At 73.8% G+C, this 21574-nt stretch carries 12 protein-coding genes; 6 read left to right on the forward strand and 6 right to left on the reverse strand.

The features are described 5' to 3' along the window. Together ACFYST_RS35450 and ACFYST_RS35455 are read right to left on the reverse strand one after the other, a co-directional pair. Positions 1 to 2459, reverse strand: a 2459-nt coding sequence (locus tag ACFYST_RS35450) for a hypothetical protein (protein ID WP_387868461.1), incomplete at its 3' end; no start/stop codon positions are given. Next, positions 2456 to 5677, reverse strand: coding sequence for an FtsX-like permease family protein (locus ACFYST_RS35455; protein ID WP_387868464.1), 3222 nt, complete (start codon positions 5675 to 5677; stop codon positions 2456 to 2458). The genes ACFYST_RS35455 and ACFYST_RS35450, both read right to left, overlap by 4 nt. Positions 5678 to 5830: 153 nt before the next feature. Here ACFYST_RS35455 and ACFYST_RS35460 point away from each other — a divergent pair, with 153 nt between their 5' ends. Further along, on the forward strand, positions 5831 to 6535 hold the full coding sequence (locus ACFYST_RS35460) for an ABC transporter ATP-binding protein (RefSeq protein ID WP_387868467.1): 705 nt from the start codon (positions 5831 to 5833) through the stop codon (positions 6533 to 6535). 26 nt (positions 6536 to 6561) lie between these two features. Here the strand turns inward: ACFYST_RS35460 and ACFYST_RS35465 are convergent, their stop codons facing one another. Then, complete coding sequence (locus ACFYST_RS35465; protein ID WP_387648360.1) at positions 6562 to 7161, reverse strand: hypothetical protein; 600 nt, start codon at positions 7159 to 7161, stop codon at positions 6562 to 6564. A 156-nt stretch (positions 7162 to 7317) separates the two neighbouring features. Between ACFYST_RS35465 and ACFYST_RS35470 the strand changes: the two genes are divergently transcribed. From ACFYST_RS35470 to ACFYST_RS35480, 3 genes are read left to right on the forward strand one after another with little or no spacing between them, the layout of a single operon-like run. After that, on the forward strand, positions 7318 to 8838 hold the full coding sequence (locus ACFYST_RS35470; protein ID WP_387648357.1) for a hypothetical protein: 1521 nt from the start codon (positions 7318 to 7320) through the stop codon (positions 8836 to 8838). 52 nt (positions 8839 to 8890) lie between these two features. After that, positions 8891 to 9772: a hypothetical protein gene (locus tag ACFYST_RS35475; protein WP_387868469.1), complete on the forward strand. Its 882-nt coding sequence runs from the start codon at positions 8891 to 8893 to the stop codon at positions 9770 to 9772. A gap of 58 nt (positions 9773 to 9830) precedes the next feature. Next, positions 9831 to 14378, forward strand: coding sequence for a hypothetical protein (locus ACFYST_RS35480; protein ID WP_387868471.1), 4548 nt, complete (start codon positions 9831 to 9833; stop codon positions 14376 to 14378). A 159-nt stretch (positions 14379 to 14537) separates the two neighbouring features. Here the strand turns inward: ACFYST_RS35480 and ACFYST_RS35485 are convergent, their stop codons facing one another. The 3 genes from ACFYST_RS35485 to ACFYST_RS35495 all read right to left on the reverse strand — a co-directional run bounded on the left by ACFYST_RS35485 (position 14538) and on the right by ACFYST_RS35495 (position 19731). Beyond that, positions 14538 to 17369 (reverse strand): acyltransferase family protein, encoded by a 2832-nt coding sequence (locus ACFYST_RS35485; RefSeq protein ID WP_387868474.1) that lies wholly within the window; start codon positions 17367 to 17369, stop codon positions 14538 to 14540. A 14-nt stretch (positions 17370 to 17383) separates the two neighbouring features. Beyond that, positions 17384 to 19048, reverse strand: a complete 1665-nt coding sequence (locus tag ACFYST_RS35490) for a glycosyltransferase family 2 protein (RefSeq protein WP_387868477.1) — start codon at positions 19046 to 19048, stop codon at positions 17384 to 17386. A 302-nt stretch (positions 19049 to 19350) separates the two neighbouring features. Beyond that, positions 19351 to 19731 (reverse strand): ArsR/SmtB family transcription factor, encoded by a 381-nt coding sequence (locus ACFYST_RS35495; protein WP_387868480.1) that lies wholly within the window; start codon positions 19729 to 19731, stop codon positions 19351 to 19353. A 109-nt stretch (positions 19732 to 19840) separates the two neighbouring features. Here ACFYST_RS35495 and ACFYST_RS35500 point away from each other — a divergent pair, with 109 nt between their 5' ends. Together ACFYST_RS35500 and ACFYST_RS35505 are read left to right on the forward strand one after the other, a co-directional pair. Then, positions 19841 to 20935, forward strand: coding sequence for an NADH:flavin oxidoreductase/NADH oxidase (locus ACFYST_RS35500; protein WP_387868483.1), 1095 nt, complete (start codon positions 19841 to 19843; stop codon positions 20933 to 20935). Positions 20936 to 21247: 312 nt separating this feature from the next. Further along, positions 21248 to 21499 (forward strand): hypothetical protein, encoded by a 252-nt coding sequence (locus tag ACFYST_RS35505; RefSeq protein ID WP_387648340.1) that lies wholly within the window; start codon positions 21248 to 21250, stop codon positions 21497 to 21499. Positions 21500 to 21574 lie beyond the last annotated feature (75 nt).

Raw genomic sequence — 21574 nt, forward strand, 5'->3', positions numbered from 1 at the left:
AGCGCCAGCCCCTGCCGGGGCCGCAGGCCCATGGTGCGCAGCCGGGCCAGGGTCGCGGCCCGTTCGGGTCCGGCGCGGAACAGCGTGAGCAGGACCGAGAGCACCGCGAACAGGGCGGTGGCGCCGACCGAGACCCAGAACATCCGCTCGGCGGAGGCCTGCAGCGGGTCGTTGCCGAGGTCCGCGGTGTCGGCGGTGCGGGTCCGCACCACGTGGCCCGGCTGGTCGCCGGTGGCCGCCGGCCCGAGGTACTGGGCGGCCAGGGCGCGCACGGCGGCGTCGTCGATGTTTCCGATCGCCAGCCACTTCTTGGGGGCGCCGAACCGGGGCAGCAGGTCCTTGGCCGCGCCGAGCGGCAGCACCACGGTGGTGTTCTCGGCGCCGTTGAAGGCGGGGGTGCCGTCGGCGACGGCGACGGTGTGGATCGTGACCGCCTCGCCGCCCGCCAGCCGGAGGTTGAAGGTGCCGTTCGGCAGGTCGCTGCTGACCAGGGCGGGCACCGCACTGTCCGGTTGGGCGGTGAAGACCGCCGGGTCGAACCGGCCCCGCCCGGCGATGTCGGCGAGTTTCGCGTACTTGACCGGGTCGGCCACCACCACGTTGACCCGGACCGAACCGCCGTTGCCGAACGTCAGCGTCACGTCGTCGTCGGTCCAGACCGGCAGCGAGACGTCCACGCCGGGCAGCCGGTCGGCGGCGGAGAGGAAGGCGTCCGACAGTCCGGCGAGCGTTCCGCCGCTGACCGAGACGTCGCCGCCGATGCTGTACCGGGCGACTTCGGTGCGTTTGGCGGCGACCGAGGTCAGCACGGTGGCGCCGATCGCGCCGCAGGTCACCGCGAGCACCAGGGCGAGCAGCGGCAGCGCCGAGGGGCGCGAGCGGCCGTTGCCGCGGGCGGCGCGGGCCAGGCCGAGGAAGGCGATGGCGCCGGGCCGCCGCCCGGCCCAGCGGGCCAGCAGTCCGATCATGGCGGGCTGGATCCGGGCCAGCAGCAGCGCGCCGGTCAGCGCGAGCAGCAGCGGTGCGGCCACCAGCAGCAGGTCCACCCCTTCGCCGGCCGGGGCCACCCCGCGCCGGACGACCTGGGTGACGGCGGCCGCGGTGGTGGCCAGCACGGCGATTTCGGCCATCAGGCGGCGGCGTCCGGAGAAGCCGCTGCCGGCCTTGTCGCGGAGCAGCAGCGCGGCCCGGACCGGGAAGGCCAGCAGGGCGAGCAGGGTCACCGAGCCGGCCGCGACGGCGGCGGGCAGCCAGCGCGGGGTGGGCAGCAGGGTGAAGGCGAGCAGCGCGCCGAGTGCGGCGGCGGGCAGCACGGTCAGCGAGCCTTCGCCGAGCAGCCGCCGGCACGTGCCGCGGATCGAGGCGCCGCGGGCCCGCAGCAGCCGCAGTTCCGCGGTGCGCCGTTCGGCGGTCAGCGCCGCGGCGAGGCAGAGCACCACGGCGGCGACTCCGGCCGCGCCGGCGGGGCCGACCTCGGTGAGCGAGTCGATGGCGCGCTGCCGCCCCCAGGCGTTGTCGATCATGGTGCGCAGCGGGCTGGTGACGCGGAGGTTGATCCGTCCGAGGCCGTTGGTCAGCTTGACGGAGACCGGGCCCTGGGTGACGGAGGCGAGGTCGAAGGAGGTCTGCTGGAGCCGGTCGGCCCGCAGCGCGTCCACCCGCACCGGCAGCCGCCAGTAGTCCTCGCTGCCGTGGCCCCACTCGCCGATCCGGGACATGTTCTCCGAACCGGTCAGCGCGACGGCGTACCAGTACTTCTCCGGGGGCTGGCCGGGGCCGCCGGGGGTGTAGTTCGTGCAGGCCGCGACAGCGCAGCCGAACCGGTCCCAGAACGGGTCAGACGGGTTGTCGACGGTGTAGAAGCCGACCACCCGGATCTGCGACGCGTTCGGCGGCACGGAGATGCGGTCCGTGATCGACTTGGTGCCGTCGAGCACCATGCCGAGCTTGACCCCGACGGTCTCGGCGGCGGACGCCGACAGCGCGACCGGGATCGGCCCGCCGTCCGGCGGGCTGTCCGGCCACTGGCCCGCCGTCAGCTTCAGGTGCTCGCGCGCCCCGTGCTGGTACTGCAGGGCGAACTCCGGCGGGACGCCCTCGGGGCGGATCAGCGCGGGGTCGGGCAGCCTGCGCGGCTGGGCGCCCCGGCGTCCGTACACCGGGCCGCTCGGGTCGAGCGGGAGCACCGGGCCGATGGCGGCGGCGATCTGCTCCGCGGTGGAGTCCAGCAGCTGCGGGGTGTCGCCGCTGTTCGGGACCGCGGCGGTGACCTGCACGCTGGTGGCGGTCGGGCCGACCGTGCGCAGGTAGCTCTGCAGCGCGCCGTCCGCCCCGCGGTCCTGCGCCCGGGGCAGGGCCGCGGACAGGAAGACCACGGTGAACGCCAGGGCGGCGGTGAGCAGGGCGCCCAGGGGCGCGGCGCGCAGCCGGGTACGGATCCAGGGGGCCGGGGTGCTCATTTGTCCTCCACGAACCGGAGCCGGGCGGCCATGTCGCGACGGCTGCCGACCAGGAAGGCGGACAGCAGCGGCAGGGCGGCGGTCCCGGCCGCCAGGGCGAGCACCTGGCCGAGCGGCAGCCCGACCAGGACTTCGGGCATTGGGGGGCGGGCCGCGGGGGTGAGGACCACCAGCGGCACCACCAGGTGGGCCAGCGCGGCTCCGAGCAGCAGCCCGACGCCGGTGCCGATGCCGACCAGCACGACCTGTTCGGCGGCGGCGGTCCGGCGCAGCAGCCGCGGCGGCGTGCCGAGGGCCATCAGCACCGCCGACTCGCCGGCCCGTTCGCTCGCCGAGGCGGCCGCGGCGGCGACGAAGCCGATGGTGGCGAGGACGGCGGCGGCCAGCGCCAGCGCTGCCAGCGCGCTCTGCGGGGCGGCGCTCAGCGGGTCGCCGGAGCGGGCGGCGGCGTCCTCCTCGCGGAGGGTCAGCTGCTGGGCGGTCGGTCCGGCGCGCAGGGCGGCGGCGGCCTCGGCGGGGGTACGGTCGCCGGGGCCGGTGGCGGGCAGCCACCACTCGGAGACGGGCGGGACCTCGGCGCCGTGGTCGGTCAGCCAGCGGTGGGTGCCGGCCAGGTCGAGCAGCAGGCCGGTGTCGCCGTACACGGGCAGCGCCTCGACCTGGCCGGTGATCCGCACCGGCATGCTGGTGCTGCCGAGCTGGACCTTGATCAGGTCGCCGACCTTGGCGCCGGAGTCCGTCAGGTACGTGCGGGTGGCCAGGGCCTTGACCTCCGGGCCGGACGGGGTGGCGCCGGGGGCGAGCACCAGGGCGCGCTTGCTTTCGTTCACGCCCTCGCCCCGGACCGGGGTGTACGCGACGGTCACCAGCCGGTCCTCGGCGCCGTCGCCGGTCACCGTCACCGGGGTGCCGGTGCCGCTCCAGGTGCCGGGGGGCGTAGGAACGGGCGTGGCCGGTCCGGTCGCGGTGTCGGAGACGGCCAGCCGGCGGATCGTCACCTCGCTGGCGGAGTCCTTGCTGTTGGTGCCGTACGTCAGCTCGAAGCCGGTCAGGCTGAGCGGCGCGGCGGCTGAGCCGAGCGGGGCGGCGGTCAGCGCGTCCAGGTCGACCGAGAAGGACTTTTCGCCCTGGGCCGGGAGCTGCGGCACCAGGACGCGGTACTGCGCGCCGAAGGCGTCCCGCAGGTGGAGCCAGAGATCGGGTGCCGTCACCTCCGGCTGTGCCCAACCGGGTGGGTAGATCCCCGTGGGGCGGTCGGCGACGTGGACGGCCATGGCCAGGTCGATCCGGGCCGGCTTTCCGGGCAGCTCGAGGCCGGCCGGCTGCGGTTCGGCCAGCGGCGCGAACAGCTCGGTGGCGGGCCGGCCGCCGAACAGGTCGGGCCGGACGTGCAGTTCGGTGGCGGCGCGGGCGGTGTCGGTGAGCAGCACCCGGCCCCGCTTGTCGCCCGGGAGCCACTGGTCGAACTCGGCGACCGGCAGCAGCCGGTCGCCGCCGGGCAGCGCCGAATACCGGCCGCCCTGGCCGAACGCGGGCAGCGCCGAGCCCTGGATCCGCAGGCCGCCCGCCGAGGCGAAGTCGGCCTGGTCGCGCTGCGAGTCGCGCCAGGCGGCGTGCTGACCGAGCGCCAGCACACCGGTGGCGACCGCCAGCACCAGCAGCAGCACCGGCCCGTTCGCCCGGCCGGGGCGGCGGGCCAGCTGCCAGCCGCCGAGCGCCGCGCCGAGGCCGCGGCCCCGGGCGGCCAGCCGGGCCCCGAGCCGGGCCGCGAACGGCAGCACCCGCAGCACCAGCAGCGTCCCCGCGCACAGCGCCAGGGTGGGCGCCGCGACCAGCACCGGGTCGATGCCCAGCTGCCCGGCGGCGTCCACCGAGAGGCCGCCGGTGCGGGCGGCCAGCTGCTGGTAGGTGATCACGGCCAGCGCCAGCAGGGTCAGGTCGGCGCCGGAGCGGGCCACGGTGCTGACCACCGCCTGCCGGCGCGACACCACCCGGTCGGCGTCGCGCCGCAGCACGGGCGGCAGCGCGACCAGCACGACACAGGCCAGCGCGCACAGCGCGGCCACCGGCCAGCGGACGGCGGAGTCGGTGTGCTCCAGCGGCATCCCCGTCAGCGGGCCGTAGGAGGTCAGCAGCCGCAGCAGCGGCCCGGTCAGCAGCGGGGCGAGCACGGCGGCGGGCAGCGCCAGCAGCAGTGCCTCGACCGCCGTCCAGGCGGCCAGCCGCCGCCGGGTCGCGCCGCGCGAGGTGAGCAGGGCGTTCTCCCGGGACTGCCGGTCCGCCACCAGGTGCACCACCAGCAGCAGCGCGGCCCCGGCCAGCACCGCCAGCTGGAGCGCCCCGATCAGCAGGCTGGAACGGGCGACCAGCGTCGCCGAGTGCAGTTCGGCCAGCAGGGCGGGCAGTTCGGTGCGCGCCTGGAGGCCCGGGGAGTGCTGCTTGACGAGGTCGTTCAGCTTGTCGGCGCGGGAGCGGATCCGGTCGATCCGCTCCGGGGCGGCGGTGGAGAAGTCGGCGGTCAGCTGAAGGCTCCGGCTGCCCTGGGTCAGCAGGCCGGAGGTGAACACGCCGTCGTCCACCATCAGCGGACCGTACGTGGTGAAGCCCTTGACCTGGATCTCGCGGCCGCCGAGCGGGTCGAGCCGCCAGTAGGGGGCGTCCCGGTCGGCGACCTGGTAGGCGCCGGTGACCTCGACGGTGAGCGGGCGGCCGCCGTACCGGTCGGCCAGCGTGACCTTGGCGGGCAGCGCGTTCTCGGTCAGGCCCAGCCGGAGCAGGGCGCTCCTCGGCACGACCGTCTGCACCGTGCCGCCGGCGGCCGGCCACTGACCGGCGGTCAGCTTCAGCCGGCTGCGGTCCAGCGCGGCCAGCACCGTCAGGTCCACCTCGCGGCCGGCGGCGCTCGACAGGGCGGGCAGCCCGTACGCGCGGCTGAGGGCGAGCGACTGCGTGGTGACCGGCAGCCCGTCGAACAGCTGGGTGCCGAGCGCGGCGGCCTTCGCGTCGTCCGCCGCCCTGGTGTCCGCCGCGTGGTCGGCGCCCAGTTGCAGGACGGCCCGGCTGCCGCCGTCCAGGTTCCGGCGCAGGCCGGCCTCGGCGACGGTGCGGTTGAAGGCCACCAGGGTGGTCAGCACCGTGGTGGTGATGAGCACCGTGAACAGCACGGCGGCGGCCAACGGCAGCCGCCCGCGCAGTCGGCGCAGCACAAAGCCCAACATTGTTCCCCGTACCCCCGTTCCGGTTCAGCGTGTACCGGATGGCGGACGACTCTGTCAGATGGGATCAAGCAGCGGAAGGGGCTTGCGCGAACCGTTGTCAGAGTGAGCAGAATCGTGCACCTTCACACCCAACAGCCAACGGGGGAGACCGAGATGACCGAACCGCAGGAGCCCATGGTCGTGGTCGAGGAGCTGTGGCGCAGCTTCGGTGCCGGGGCCCGCACCGTGCACGCGCTGCGCGGCGTCTCCTTCACCGGGGCCCGCGGCGAACTCACCGCCCTCAAGGGCCGCTCCGGCTCCGGCAAGACCACCCTGCTCAACCTGGTCGGCGGCCTCGACATCCCGACCAGCGGCCGGATCTCGCTCGACGGCACCGACCTGTCCGGCCTCGACGAGGCGGGGCGGCTGGCGCTGCGCCGGGACCGGATCGGCTTCGTCTTCCAGTCCTTCGGCCTGCTGCCGATGCTCACCGCCGCCGAGAACGTCGGCGTCCCGATGCGGCTGCGCCGGCTCCCCGCCGCCGAGCGCGAGGAGCGGGCGCGCACCCTGCTGGCCCTGGTCGGGCTGGCCGAGCACGCCGGGCAGCGGCCGACCGAACTGTCCGGCGGCCAGCAGCAGCGGGTGGCGATCGCCCGGGCGCTGGCCAACGACCCGGTGCTGATCATCGCGGACGAGCCGACCGGCCAGCTCGACTCCGAGACCGGCCTGGCCGTGATGGAGCTGCTGCGCGCGGTGGTCCACTCGCAGGGCGTCACCGCCCTGGTGGCCACCCACGACCCGGCCCTGATGGAGCAGGCCGACCGGGTCGTGGAGCTGCACGACGGCACCGTGACCCTGCCGGAGGCCACTGCCGCGTAACCACTGCCGCGTCATATGGGGAACGGTCAGGGGGAGGGGATGACCCTGGCGAAGTCGTGGTGGGTGCGGACCGCCTGATTCCATTCCAGGGTGCGGATCAGGCGGTGCACGACCAGCAGCGGAATGACGCCGAAGACACCGAACGACATGTCGACGAATTGCCAGAACAGCGGGATGCCGCGCAGCGGGCCGCAGATCAGCGCGAGCGGGATGACGGCGCCGCAGGCCAGCATCGCCCAGCGGATCACCCACAGGTTGCGGACCGGATCCCGCAGCGGGCCCCAGAACGCGGCCGCGATCACCAGGTGCGCGAACGCCAGCCAGTCGGTGCCGTAGGCGAGGAACGGGTGGTTGCCGTAGCCGTCGGCGACGCCGTCGCGGACCCGGTGCACCCAGGCGTCGAGGGCGGGGAGCGCGGAGTCGAGTCCGCTCGCGTCCAGGGCCCGGACCAGCAGGTCGGTCTCGATCTGCAGCGGGAATGCGGTCACTCCGCTGAGTACCAGGCAGACGATGAACAGCCACAGCCAGCGCCTGATCCGGCGTCGGACGAGTGCGGTGTCGGTGACGGTGGCGGGGCCGGGGCCGGCGGTGGTGGAACCGGTCGGGGCGGTGGCGATGTCGGACATGGGGATTCCCCCCTCCATGACGCGGGTGCCGGAAACGGCACGCGGTGTCGCGAGAGGGACTCTAGACCTGAAATTGAACACGTTCAACATGCCGGAACAGCCCGCCCAAAGGGGACGTTTCGGACCTGTCCACGGAAAGCCCTAATCTTGTCCCCCGTGACCGCCATCGCAGACCAGCCCACCAGGCCCGCCCCCGGACCGGCCGCCGACGAGGGACTCGCCCGCCGGCTCAAGGCGCTCGCCTGCACCGCGCCGCTGCACGACCTCGACAGCCGCAAGGTCAACCTGGCCGGCGAGTACGCCTCGTACACGATGGCCGAGATCGGTCTCGCCGCCATCGACCTGGTCACCCTCAACATGGACTTCGACACCGGCGCCGACCGCGACATAGTCCTCAGCCGGCTCCACCCCCGGATCGCCGCCCAGAACCCCGGCCGCGCCGCCACCGAGCACGAACGCGTCGCCCGCTGGGTCCTGGAATCGCTGATCAACGTCGGCAGCGTCGACCGCGGCTTCCGCGCCGTCTACGGCACCTTCGGCCCCGACGGCGAATACACCCGCCGCGACTACGACTTCAAACTGATCGAGGAAGTCCCCGGCCAGGACGGCGGCGTCTACCTGCGCACCACCGACGAGGCCGTCAACGTCCTGGTCGGCGCGCTGGACACCGACGTGACGAGCGCTCAGATCGCCGCCGAGGTCAAACTTGAGGTGCTGATCCGCCGCGGCCGCCTCGCCGACGCCCAACTCGCCGCCGAACAGGCCCGCTACCGCACCGTCCAGTACGCCGAAACGCTGCGCCGCGCCCTCGAGGCCACCCGCCGCAACGTCCGCGCCGTCGACTGGATGGAGACCGTCCCCGACCTGATCGACGAGGCGCTCGACCACATCGCCGACCGGTACCGGCACGAGAACGCGATCCTCACCAACATCCGCAAGGCCCGCGACGAGAGCACCGACGCCGAGCACAAGCGGCGCGCCGCCGAACTCGTCGACATCGTCAAGGACTGCATCCGCCGGCACACCCAGCTCCAGACCCGCCTGCTGGAAGCCGGCCCGCTGTTCCGCGCCGAACAGGACCGGCAGGCGTTCTCCGCACCCACCGCGCGCACCGGCATCGACCTCTACGGTCAACTCCTCGCCCCGGTTCTCACCCTCCCGCTCGCGGACGCCACCCGGCCCACCGACGCGTTCTTCGCCCGCGGCACCGGCCTGCGCACCCCCGTCTCGGTCCGGGTCAGCGACCTCGTCGACCTGCTGCTCACCCCGCCGGTCGAACGCGAACACCTCGGCGCCGAACTGCCCGAACCCGACCTGGTCGCCACCCCCGACGACAGCCGGTTCTCCGAGGCCCAACTGGAAGCCGCGCTCGACCTGCTCGACCTGCCCGCCGACGCGCCCCGCCGCCTGTCCGGCCTGCTCGCCGACGCCCGCGCCCGCGGCACCGACGACGGCGAGGACGGCGAAGAACTCGCCTACCTGGTCGCCCTGCTGGCCGTGCACGCCGCCAGCCCGCCGGTCGGCACCGCGTACCGGCAGGGCGAGGAACGCCTGCTGTTCGCCGTGGACGACGGCACCCGCCTGGACGACCCGGGCTTCGGCGGCGCGGACCTGATCGTCGGCAGCGCCCTGCTGGACGCCGCCGGGATGGCCGCCGACCGCCGGGACGCGAAGTGACGAGCCGTTCTTCCAGCACCACTTGCACCGCCCGCACCGAAGGAGCACCCGCATGACCACCAGCACCGAGGCGTGGGCGCCGCAGGACGCCGAGCCGGCCGCTGCCGCCCACCCGGCGATCAGCCCGGCGGACGTCGCCGAGGCCGCCCGCCTGGTGTCCTTCGGCCTGCAGGCCAAGCTGCTGCCGTCCCGGGACGCGGAGTACGCCGAACTGGTGCGCCGCTACCGCGACGACCCGCAGTTCGGGCGCCTCGCCGACGCCGTCGCCACCGGCATGGGCCTGGTGGTGCTGGAGGTCTCGCCGCGGGCCGGGATGGCCGTCGCCGCCGCCGAGGAGTCGGTGTTCGCCGTCCGGATGGGCGACTACTCGCGCCGCGCCGCCTCCGAGTCCACCGACCGCTTCCTGCACGGCCTCGCACACCTCGCGGTCGCCGCGCTCGCCTTCCCCCGCCCCGAGGACCTCGCCGACGACGGCTACCTCGGCCGGGTCAGCGTCAACGGCGTGGACGCGTTCGTCCGGCAGGCCTGCCGCCGCCTCGAGGAACGCGCCGCGGCCGAGGGCAGCAACACCGACCCGGCGAGCTCCGCCCCCGCCCTGGAGGCGGCCTGGCGGGTGTGGGCCCGCCGCTCCGCGACCGGCGCCACCAAGGACGCCCGCCGGCTGTCCGGCTCCACCACCGGCATCGTCTCCAAGGCGGTGTCCTTCCTGGTCGACTCCGGCTTCCTGCAGAAGACCTCCGACGACGCCGGCGGCACCTACCGCACCACCGCCCGCTACCAGTTGCAGGTCCGCGACCTGGCCGGCAGCGCCGCCATGGCCGAACTGCTCGACCTGGGCGTCGTCCCGGTCAGCGACGGCACGGCCACCCTGCTGCCGCCCGACGACAGCGACGAACTCGTCGCCGACGCGGGCCTGCCCTTCCACGCACTCTGACACTCCGTCAACTGTCCAGCGCCACCCTGCAACTGCCGCTCCAGGAGAACCACCGCACATGTACGAGCTGAACCGGGTCCGCCTGTACTCGATCGGACCGGCGGGCGCCCGCTACGCCGACACGGTGCTCGACCTGCGCGGAGTCGGCGATCCGGTCCCCGAACCGCAGCCGCAGCAGATCGGCCTGTTCGGGGAGGAGCCGGAAGGCCCGCAGCGCCGCCCCGCGCCCGCCGGCGTGCTGTTCCTGGAGAACGGCGGCGGCAAGTCCGTGCTGCTCAAGCTGATCTTCTCGGTGATGCTGCCCGGCCACCGCAACACCCTGGGCGGCGCCTCCTCCGGCGTGCTGCGCAAGTTCCTGCTGGCCGACGACTGCGGCCACGTCGCCCTCGAGTGGCAGCACACCGTCACCGGCGAACTCGTCGTGGTCGGCAAGGTCAGCGAGTGGCGCGGCCGCCAGGTCTCCTCCGACCCGCGGAAGTTCGCCGAACTCTGGTACTCCTTCCGGCCCGGCCCCGGCCTCACCCTGGACGCGCTGCCGGTCGCCGAACGGCCCAGCCTGGCCGGCGACCAGAAGGCCCGCGGCCGCCGCCGCACCATGAAGGGCTTCCGCGACACCCTCACCGAGGCCGCCAAGGCCCACCCGCACCTCGACGTCACCTTCGAGGAGATCCACGACCGCTGGATCGAGCACCTCGGCGCACTCGGCCTCGACCCCGAACTCTTCCGCTACCAGCGCGAGATGAACGCCGACGAGGGCGAGGCCGCCGGCCTGTTCGCGGTCCGCAACGACGCCGACTTCACCGACCTGCTGCTGCGCGCCGTCACCGACACCCGCGACACCGACGGCCTCGCCGACCTGGTGCACGGCTTCGCCGCCAAGCTCGGCCGCCGCGCCGAACTCACCGCCGAACGCGACTTCACCGCCGGCTCCGTCGACCTGCTCCAGCGCATCGTCGACGCCACCGCCGGCCGGGAGACCGTCCGCGAGGGCCACCGCGCCGCCGAACGCCGCACCCGCAAGCTCGCGACCTCGCTGTCCGCCCGCTCCGCCGTCGAACGCGACCGGATGCACGACCTCTCCGTCGAGGTCGCCGCCGCCGCGAGCGCCGTCACCGCCGCCGAGACCGACCGCACCCGGCACGCCCTGATCGTCTCCGAACTCGGCTACCGGCACGCCACCCTCGGCCTGGAGGCCGCGACCGCCGAAGCCGGCCGCCTGCGCCGCGAACTCACCGACGCCCGCGCCCAGTTCACCGCCTGGCAGGCCGCCGAAGCGGTGCTGCGGCACCGCGCCGCCGCCGACCGTGCCAGCCGGGTCGCCGCCGCCATCCGGGAAGCCGAACTCGACGCCGCGCCCGCCCTCGCCGCCCGCGACCGCGCCGCCGGCGCCCTCGCCCGCGCCCTCGAATCCGCCGCGCTGAGCGCCGAGACCCGCGCCGACCAGGAGGAGCTGCGCGCAGGCGAGTTGCAGCAGGACGGCTCCGCCGCCCAGGCCGAAGCCACCGCCGCCGCCACCGCCGCGCAGAAGGCCCGCTCCGAGGCCGAACACCTGCGCCAGCGCCTCACCGAGGTCGAGCAGGAGACCGCCGCCGCCGTCGAAGCCGGCTGGATCGACGACTCCGGCGCCGAACCCGACCCCGCCCGCGCCGCCCTGCACGCCGCCGACGCCGAACGCGCCGCCACCGAAGAGCTCGAACTCGCGCGCACCGCCGCCGAATCCGCCGCCGTCCGGGCCCGCGAATCCGCCGCCGCCGAGGCCCGCGCCGAACTCGCCGCCGCCCGCGCCACCGACGCCCGCACCGCCGCCGAACGCACCCTCGCCGCCGAACAGCGCACCGCCGCCCAGCTCGCCGCCGAACCCCGGCTCGCCGAACTGCTCTCCCTGACGCCCTACCAGGACGGCGCCGAGGAGACCGAAGGCTTCCTGACGCCCCGTCAACTCGACGCGTCCGCCGAGGACTTGCGCGAACTGCTCGACCAGTCCGTGGCGGGCGCCGAACGCACCCTGTTCGACCTGCGCACCGCCGCCGCCGACGACTCCCGGATCCTCGCCGCCCTCGGCGACGGCGGCCTGCTGCCGCCCGGCCCCGACGTCCTCGCCACCGTCGAATACCTCGGCGAACAGGGCATCCCCGCGCTGCCCGGCTGGCGCTACCTCGCCCAGTCCGTCGACCCCGCCGACCACGACGCCATCCTCGCCGCCCGCCCCGAACTCGTCGACGGCGTCGTCGTCACCGACCCCAGCTCGCTCGACCGGGCCCGCGAAGCGCTCGCCGCCGCCGCCCTGCTGCCCCGCTCCACCGTCGCCGTCGGCACCGCCGCCGCCCTCACCGCCCCGATCGAAGCCGAGCCCGCGTTCTTCCTGGTGCCGCCGAACCCGGCCATGCACAACGAGACCGCCGCCGACGACGAACGCCGCGAACTGCGCGCCCGCGCCACCGCCCGCGAGGAACACATCCGCGAACTCGCCGCCCGCCTCGGCGGCGACCGCGCCCTCGCCGCCCGCCTCGCCTCCTGGCACGCCAGCTGCCCGCCCGGCACCCTCGCCGAACTCGCCGAAGCCGCCGCAGCGGCAGCCGAACACGCCGAAGCCACCGCCGCCGAACTCGCCACCCTGCGCGCCGACCACACCGAAGCCGACGCCGACCACCAGGCCGCCGCCGCCCGCCACGAGGAATGCCGGGAAACCGCCCAGCGCACCCGCCGCCGCGCCGACGCCCTGGCCGGCCTCGCCTTCCGCCTCCGCGAACGCGCCAACTGGACCCGCCGCCAGCGCGAACTCGCCGACGACGCCACCGAATGCGAACGCCGCCAGGCCCTGTGCACCGAACGCGCCCGCACCTGCGACGAGGACCGCCGCGCCGCCCAGCGCGCCGCCGACGACGCCCGCCGCACCGCACGCACCCTGCGCGGCGAACGCGCCGAGATCGCCGCCGCCGACACCAGCATCGAACTCGACGAGACCGCCACCCCCACCTCGCTGCCCGCCCTCCGCGAGGCCTACCGTGCGGCAGCCCAGCTGTACGAAAAGGTCGGCGTCGGCGCCGACCTGCGCGCCGAACAGGCCCGCGCCGAAGGCGACGAAGCCGCCGCCGCAGCCGAACTCGACCGCCTCAGCAACAAGGTCAAGGCCCGCGCCGAGGAACTCCTCGCCAGCCCCGACGGCGCCGACGGCCCCGCCCGACAGGCCGCCGCCGCCCGCGCCGAAGAACTCGTCACCATCATCGAAGCCCGCTCCGGCGCCGCCGCCGAAGAAGTCGGGCGCCTGCGCGGCGACGCCGAACGCTCCGCCCCCGTCAACGGCGAAGCCCACACCGAACTCCCCGACGACCTCCTCCCCGCCGACCCCGAACACGCCCAGGCGCTGCTCCGCACCGCCACCGCGCTGCTCGCCGAACGCCGCGAGCGAGTCGACACCGCGCGCACCGAACACGCCGACCTCCAGCGCACCCTGGACCAGGCGCAGGCCGCCGCCACCGACTTCGAGGAACTCGCCGGCCAGCTCCGCGACTCGCTGCGCGACAACGGCGAGGAGACCGAGGCCGCCGACGCCTACCTCGGCGGCCTCGCCGCGGCCCGCGCCGCCGTCGCCGACACCCGGCGCGCCATGCGCACCGCCGCCGGCGAACTCACCGGCGCCGAACTCGCCGTCCGGGACGCCTCCGACGCCCTCGTCCGGCACGCCAACGCCGCCCGCTACGAAGCCGTCCGCACCCCCGCCCGCCAGCAGATCCGCGAGCTGCCCGCCGCCGCCCTGCCCGACCACGCCGCCGCCTGGGCCGCCGCGTTCGCCCCCCGGCTGCGCGTCCTCACCGACGAACTCACCCAGCTGGAACGCAACCGCGCCTCCATCGTCGACCGCCTGCGCGGCCTGGTCGAGTCCTCGCTCGCCACCCTGCGCGCCGCGCAGCGGCTCTCGCGCCTGCCCGAAGGCCTCGGCGAATGGTCGGGCCAGGAGTTCCTGCGCATCCGCTTCGAGGACCCCGACCACGCCGTCCTGGTCGAACGGCTCGGCGAAGTCATCGACGACGCCACCCAGTCCGCCGTCAAGAAGAACTCCGACCTGCGCCGCGACGGCATGTCCCTGCTGCTGCGCGGCGTCGCCGCCGCGATCGGCCCCAAGGGCGTCTCGGTCGAAATCCTCAAGCCCGACGCCGTCCTGCGCGCCGAACGGGTCTCCGTCGGCCAGATGTCGGACGTCTTCTCCGGCGGCCAGCTGCTCACCGCCGCCATCGCCCTCTACTGCACGATGGCCGCCCTCCGCGCCAACGACCGCGGCCAGTCACAGCTCCGCCACGCCGGCACGCTCTTCCTCGACAACCCGATCGGCCGCGCCAACGCGACGTACCTGCTGGAACTCCAGCGCGCCGTCGCCGACGCGCTCGGCGTCCAACTCATCTACACCACCGGCCTGTTCGACACCACCGCACTGGCCGAGTTCCCCCTCGTCATCCGCCTCCGCAACGACGCGGACCTCCGGGCCGGCCTGAAGTACATCTCGGTCGAGGAACACCTCCGCCCCGGCCTCCCGGCGGCGCAGGACCCGGACGGGCCGACGATTCACGGGGAGATCACGGCCACCCGGATGTTCCGCAAGCCTGAGTAGCGGCTGCGAGCGGGTGGGCGCGAAAACAGGGGCGCGGGGAACTGCGCGAAGCGGAAGGCACCCGTCAGCAAGATCGCGACGCAGGACAATGACTTGCACTTGATCGCGACCTTGCGGACTGGTTGGCGCTTGTCGCGCAGTTCCCCGCGCCCCTGATGGTCAACCTCGTGTCGAAACGGTGACCGAGGCGACCTTCATCGGGTGGCCCGGTTCGGTGGCCGGCGTCGGGGAACTGCCGTGGGCCGCGGGCAGGTTGCCGCCGATCGCGACGTTCAGGATCAGGAAGATGCCATGGTGCACCGCCTGGTCCCACGCGGTGGGCTCGACCTGGTCGGAGGTGACCGCGAAGTACTCCTGGCCGTCGCGCAGCCAGCGAACCTTCTCGGGAGAGACGGAGCGGTCGACCTCCACCGCCCAGGTGTGGAACGTGCCCCAGCAGTCCGCGCAGGACTGTTCGCCGGAGCCGAGGCCGGCAGGCTCCTTGCAGGGGCCGCCCGGCGTGGTGCCGCAGTGCATGGTGCCGAAGACGCCCCGCCCGCCGACCGATTCGAGGACGTCGAGTTCGCCGACGCCGGGCCAACCGGTGTAGCCGTCACGGAGTTTCCCGCCGAGCGCCCAGAACGCGGGCCAATAGCCGGACGCCGCAGGCCCCTTGACGTCCGGCAGGGCCAACTTGGCTTCCACGCGCAGCACTCCGCCCGCGGGTGCGGTGAAGTCCGCGCGCTTGGACTCGATGCGGCCGGAGGACCAGTGGCCGGAGGCGTCCCGGGTGGGGACGATCTCCAGTGAACCCTGGCCGTCCAGCCGGACGTTCGCGGTGGAGTCGGTCATGGTCTCGACCTCGCCGGTGCCCCACTGGGCGGCGGGGCAGCCGGGGTAGCAGGTGCCCAGGTCGTACTGCCAGTTCGCGGGGTCGGGCTTCGCGCCGGCGGGGCCGTCGAACTCGTCGTGCAGCAGGGTGGTCCAGCGGTTGCCGAACACGCCTGCCTCGATGAGGAGTTGGTCGAGCCGCGCGGTGAGGACGACGGCCGCCGCGTTGGTCAGGTGCGAGTCGTCGCGGTACAGCAGGACGTGTTCCAGGACGGCGGGGCACATCCGGCCCTCGCCGGGGCACAGCACCTGGTTGACGCCGATGGTGCGCACGCCGGGGACGCGGCCCGCGGCGATCTCCTCGGCCAGCGGGTCGGCCCACAGGCCCTCGCTGCGCGGGAAGTCGCAGGCGGAGGTGGTGTCGGGGTGTCCGGAGACGCAGGCCGGGACGTCCCGGCCGGGGTTCGGCGTGTCCTGCAGGTAGACGATCGGGACGCCCAGCTCCCGCAGCGGGGTGAGGGTCTGCTCCCAGCCGTGCAGCAGCGCGTCGCGGTCGGCGGTGTAGCGGTTCAGCGTGGAGACGACGATCAGCTTGGGCTTGGGCCCGTCCCCCAGCCGGCGCAGCGTGTTCGCCCGCCAGGTGTCGCACTCGTGGTAGGTGCGTCCCAACTGGGGGTTGGTGACGGTGAGTTCGGGCAGCGGGCAGCCCTGCTTGACGAGTTCCTCGACGGACAGGTGGTGCTGGGCGGCGATGCCGAGCAGTGCGGAGAACCACTGGCCGGCGTGCGAGTCGCCGAGCAGCACGATCCGGTCGTCGCCGGTGCCGAAGCGGCAGGGCGGGCTGGTGGTGTCGGCGGGGTTGACCTCGCAGGCGCCGTCCGGCGGGAAGTCCCCCCGGGCCTGGAGGGGGTTGGGCACGGTCGGGGCGTGTGCGGGCGGGGCGGCGGCGAGCAGGGTGCGGCCGTCGCGGGCGCCCGGCGGCAGGCCGGACGGGTCCGGGGGAGTGGCGGGGCCGAGCATCCGGATCGTGCCGGTGCCGACGACCAGCGCCAGCACCACCGGCAGCACCACCGCGGTGAGGCCCAACGACAGTCCGCGGCGCGGGATTTCACCGAGCACCCGGCTGCGGCGCAGCGGCTGCTCCAGCCAGTTGAGGGCGGCGAGCGCGGGCAGCGCGGCGGCCGCCGTCAGCGCGACCTTGACGCCCCAGTGCAGGCTGCCCCACTGGGCTTCGGCGAGCACCAGCACCGGCCAGTGCCACAGGTACAGGTTGTAGGAGAGCCGGCCGATCGCGCGCGGCGCGCCGAGCGACAGCAGCCGTCCCACCAGGTGCGGCCCGGTGCCGGCCAGGATGATCGCGGCGGTGCCGACGGTCGGCACCAGCGCGGCGTAGCCGGGGTAGGGGGTGCGGGCGTCGAAGAGCAGGACGGCGGCGAGCACCGCGGCCATGCCGCCGAGGCCCAGCAACTCCCTTACCAGGCGCGGTATTCGGCGGATCGGCAGCAGCGCGATGATCGCGCCGGCCGCGAACTGCCAGGCCCGGGTGGGCGTGGAGAGGTACGCGCCGGCGCTCCAGTGCAGGGAGAGCCAGAACGAGCCGGCGCCGAGCAGCACGGTCAGGCCGAGCAGCGTGCGCCGCTTCCAGACCCAGCGGGCGGCGAGCGCCATCAGCGGGGCCCACAGCAGGTAGAACTGTTCCTCGACGGCGAGCGACCAGAAGTGCAGCAGCGCGCTCGGGTCGCGGCCGGCCGCCAGGTAGTCGGTCTGTTCGGCGATGAAGCGCCAGTTGGCGACGGACAGCGCGGAGGCGAGGACGTCGCGCTCCAGGTCGGCGCGGCGCAGCGGCGCGGTGAGCAGGGCGCCGAGGACGGCGACCACGGCGAGCACCACGGCGGCGGAGGGCAGCAGGCGGCGGGCGCGCCGGGAGTAGAACTCGGCGAGCCGGACCTTGCCGGTGGCGGCGCTCTCGCTGCGCAGCAGTCCAGTGATGAGGTAGCCGGAGATGACGAAGAACACGTCGACGCCGACGAAGCCGCCGGCCAGGCCGGGGACGGCCGCGTGGAAGGCGAGCACGGCGAGCACGGCGACGGCCCGCAGTCCTTCGATGTCCGGTCTGAACTTCGGTCGCTCGGCGGGTGGTTGCCCGAGAACGACGGTGAGCGGGGCGGTGCTGGTGGACACGGGAGGTGGACCTTTCAGCCCAGCCAGGGCAGCATCGGCGCTACCCAGCCGGAGGCGAGCAGGGCGATCAGGGCGAGCGTGCTCGTGACGGCGAGGGCCTCGGGCCAGCGCCTGGGCCGCATCGCCGGGCGGGCCCCGGATTCGGTGTTCTGGGTGGGGTGCGGCCGCAGCTCGGCGTACAGGTCGCGGACCAGCGGGACGCCGGCGTGCAGCTGCACGGCGAGGTACAGGGCCAGGCCCCAGGTGTAGTGCCAGCCGTACATGGCGGTGGCGACGGTGACGCCGACGGCGGTGGCGACCAGCGTGCCGGCCGTCCACAGCAGCGAGACCAGCAGCACCTTGCGGGCCATGCCGCCGGAGGCGCCGGGCTTGGCGACGCCGGTGGGCACCCAGGCGGCGCTGCGGCCGCGCAGGGTGTGCCAGTAGGCGGTGGCGGCGGCGAAGCTCATCAGCACGTTTGCGCGCAGCACTTCGGTGCGCCAGCGGGTGCGGCTGACCCGGGGCAGCAGCACGTGCCACAGCCACAGCAGGGAGAGCATCGGCAGCACGTACCAGGCGCGGACCTCGCCGGGGAAGGCGAACAGCATGACCAGCGGCGGCAGCGGTGCGGTGAGCACGTTCACGGCGGCGGCCAGGTAGCCGACGATGCCCTCGTCGAAGCAGCGCCGCATCCGCCAGGTCATGGCCTTGCGGGCGGGCCGGTCGCCGATCAGGTGAAGGTTGCCCATCGCCCAGCGGTACTGCTGGTTGACGAAGCTGGTGGTGGACTCGGGCGAGGTGCCCTTGGCGACCAGCACCGGCACGTACCGGGTGCTGAATCCCTGCTGGTGCAGGGCGAGTCCGGTGTACATGTCCTCGCTGTGGTCGAGCCGGGCGAAGCCGCCGGCGGCGTCGATCGCGGAGCGCCGGTAGACGGCGTTGGAGCCGCAGCAGATGGCCGCGTCGGAGGCGTCCCGGCTGGGCTGCACCCAGCGGAAGAACCACTCCTGGGCGGCGCCGGCGGCGCGCTGCACCCAGCCCATCGAGGCGTCGGTGTCGAAGCACTGCGGGCTCTGCACGATGCCGACCTTCGGGTCGCCGAAGTACGGCAGCAGGTGCTGCAGCAGGTCGGCACGCGGCGCGAAGTCGGCGTCCAGGATAGCGATGTACTCGCCCTTGCTCAGGGTGAGCGCGTGGTTGAGGTTGCCGGCCTTCTTGAACTCGCCGCGGTTCGGCCGCACCACGTAGTGGTAGCCGAACTCGGCTGCCAGCGAGGCGACTTCGGGCCGGTCGCCGTCGTCCAGCACCCACACGTCGAGCGTGCCGGGGTGGTCCATCCGGGCCACCGCGCGGTAGGCGTTGGCGAGGATGTCGAGCGGTTCGCCGCAGGTCGGCAGGTACAGGTCGACGGACGGCGGGTCGGCGGGCTGCCAGGCGGCGACCAGCAGTTCGTGGCCGGCCCGGGTGAAGCGGCGGCGGCGGAGCCCGTTGACGCAGGTCAGGGCGAGAGCCACCACGTTGATGCCGAGCACGGCCAGGAACGGCCAGAGCACAGGATTGCGGAGCGAAAAGCTGAACATCGTGGCCGCGCTGAACACGAAGGCGAGCGCGGAGAGCAGCGGGACCCAGCGGCGCTGAGGTCCGAAGTACCAGTAGAGCTCCTGATCGGAGGGTGGCGACGGAAGGTGATTGACAGTCATAAGGCCCCCCACGGCCGGTCATTGACACCTGTCGACGGTCAGATTACCTGATTGGTATAGACCAAATGACCACGCTCGATGAACGCTGGGGCAACTTCGGTGAAGCCTGCGTGACAAGGCATGACCGCGCCAGAAATTACCCCTCGGCTGCGCCAGGAGGGGTTGCTGCGGCGGTTGACGTGCGGCGTTGTCCGAGTGGTTGCGAATGCGGTTGGCGAAGCGCCGCCGAAGTCCATGGCGGGGACTCGCCGCGCGAGAATTGACGGATCGTCAGGCTCGTGGCCTGCGGTTCGGTCGAAAGGTCAGCGGGCAGCCGGCTTCGGGGTGTGGAGGCGCGGCTCGGCGGCGGCCAGCACCGCGTCCAGCAGACCGGGAAAGCGCTCGCCGAGATCGGCCGAGCGCAGTGTGTTCATCTTAGAAGTGCCGCGCCGATGCTGACGAATCAGTCCCGCATCGCGGAGAACCCGAAAGTGATGTGTCAATGTCGACTTGGTGACTGGAAGCTCGAATGCGAGGCAATTCAGCTCGTCGCCCCCCGCTTCCGCCAGTTCGGCGACGATCCGCAACCGAGTCGGATCGGAGAGTGCGTGCAGCACGGCCTCCAGCCGCAGCTCGGCGACGGCCGGCTCGGGCAGCAGCTTCTGGCACTCCGGGTCGCCGGCACAGTCCTGGTCGATGGTCACCCCGCCATAGTACGAGAGTCCTCGTAGTTTGACAGATCTCGTAGTACGGCAGCTATCGTACGAAGCGAAGAGACCGTCGCTGTCGGGACCACAGGAAGGACGGGCCGTCGTGAGCGCCCTGTTCGAGCCGATCACCCTCCGTACGCTGACCATCCCCAACCGGATCTGGCTCAGTCCGATGTGCATGTACTCGGCCGCCGCCGAAGGCCCCGAGACCGGCGTCGCAACCGACTTCCACCTCGCCCACCTCGGCGCCCGCGCCGCCGGCGGCGCCGGCCTGGTCATGGTCGAGGCCACCGGCGTCCGCCCCGACGCCCGGATCTCCCCCTGGGACCTCGGCCTGTGGAACGACCAGCAGCAGGACGCGCTGGCGCGGATCGCCGCGCTGATCCGTTCGCACGGCTCCGTGCCCGCCATTCAGCTCGCCCACGCCGGACGCAAGGCCTCGACGGCGAAGGCGAGTTCGGGTGGCGGGCCGCTCGCCGCGGAGGACGGCGGCTTCCCCGTCGTCGGCGCCTCGCCGATCCCGTTCAGCGACGGCTACCCGGCGCCTGCCGAACTGACGGAAGCTCAGATCGCCGAACTGGTCGAGGACGTCGCGTCCGCCGCCCGCCGCGCCCTGGCCGCCGGCTTCCAGGTGGTCGAGGTGCACGGCGCCCACGGCTACCTGATCCACCAGTTCCTCTCCCCGCTCACCAACCACCGCACCGACGGCTACGGCGGCGACTTCGCCGGCCGCAGCCGCCTCGCCCGCGAAATCGCCACCGCGGTGCGGGCCGTCTGGCCCGCGGACCTCCCCGTCCTGTTCCGCGTCTCCGCCACGGACTGGGTCCCCGAGCAGCCCAGCTGGACGGTCGAGGAGAGCGTCCTGCTCGCCAAGGAACTCCAGGCCATCGGCATCGACCTGATCGACGTCTCCTCCGGCGGCCTCGTCCCGGACGCGAAGATCACCGTCGGGCCCGGCTACCAGGTCCCGTTCGCTTCCCAGATCCGCGAGCAGGCCGGCGTGGCGGTCAGCACGGTCGGAATGATTTCGGAGCCGGCCCAGGCGGAAGCCGTCCTGACGGAAGGCCGCGCGGACGTCGTCATGCTCGGCCGCGAGCTGCTCCGCGACCCGTACTGGCCGCTGCACGCGGCGAAGACGCTGGGCGCGGAGCGGAACTGGCCGGTGCAGTACGGCTACGCGATCGGCACGCGAGGTTGAGAAGTCAGGGGCGCGGGGAACGGCGCGGCCAGCCGAGGACCGTCAGTCAGATCGCGATGCAGGGCAATGAGTTGCACTGTCTCGCGACCTGGCTGTCGGGGTGCCTTCCGCTGCGCGCAGTTCCCAGCGCCCCTGTTTTCGCACCCGTCAGCAATGTCGCGCGATAGTGCAACTCACCATCCTGCGCGGCGATCTGGCTGAGGGTGCACGGCTGGCCGCGCCGTTCCCCGCGCCCCCGGTTTCGCCCCTGCCATCGGACTGGCCGAGTGCGGAGCGCGCCTGCGGCTCGCCGCGACCTGGCGGGAGACCGCGATGTCTATCAGGCACCACGCCAGGATGAAGACGCCCATCGCCATCGTCGCCAGCGCGGGCACGATCAGCGTGGTGTGCGACCAGGACGCCAGGACGGCGACGATCACCGTCACCACCGTGAACGCGAACGCCAGGCCCGCCCGGACCGCGGCTGCCCGCACTTCGTCCGGCAGCCGACTGCGCCGACGACGCGCCATCGCCACCCCCTGTCGGATGCGCACCCGTCCGGTGCTTCCCAGACTGCCCCAATAAGGGTGAAGGTATGCGGCCACCCGGTGGAATTCCACTCAAACCGGGCGTGTCGTGCCGACCGGCCGTCAACCCCCC

This window comes from Kitasatospora sp. NPDC004614 (genome assembly GCF_042873675.1).
Classification (GTDB): Bacteria; Actinomycetota; Actinomycetes; order Streptomycetales; family Streptomycetaceae; genus Kitasatospora.

Bases quoted from the DNA above. Each gene is read 5' to 3' on its own strand.
- ACFYST_RS35455 (WP_387868464.1), bottom strand. From the start codon at position 5,677: ATGTTGGGCTTTGTGCTGCGCCGACTGCGCGGGCGGCTGCCGTTGGCC.
- ACFYST_RS35460 (WP_387868467.1), top strand. From the start codon at position 5,831: ATGACCGAACCGCAGGAGCCCATGGTCGTGGTCGAGGAGCTGTGGCGC.
- ACFYST_RS35465 (WP_387648360.1), bottom strand. From the start codon at position 7,161: ATGTCCGACATCGCCACCGCCCCGACCGGTTCCACCACCGCCGGCCCC.
- ACFYST_RS35475 (WP_387868469.1), top strand. From the start codon at position 8,891: ATGACCACCAGCACCGAGGCGTGGGCGCCGCAGGACGCCGAGCCGGCC.
- ACFYST_RS35480 (WP_387868471.1), top strand. From the start codon at position 9,831: ATGTACGAGCTGAACCGGGTCCGCCTGTACTCGATCGGACCGGCGGGC.
- ACFYST_RS35490 (WP_387868477.1), bottom strand. From the start codon at position 19,048: ATGACTGTCAATCACCTTCCGTCGCCACCCTCCGATCAGGAGCTCTAC.
- ACFYST_RS35505 (WP_387648340.1), top strand. From the start codon at position 21,248: ATGTCTATCAGGCACCACGCCAGGATGAAGACGCCCATCGCCATCGTC.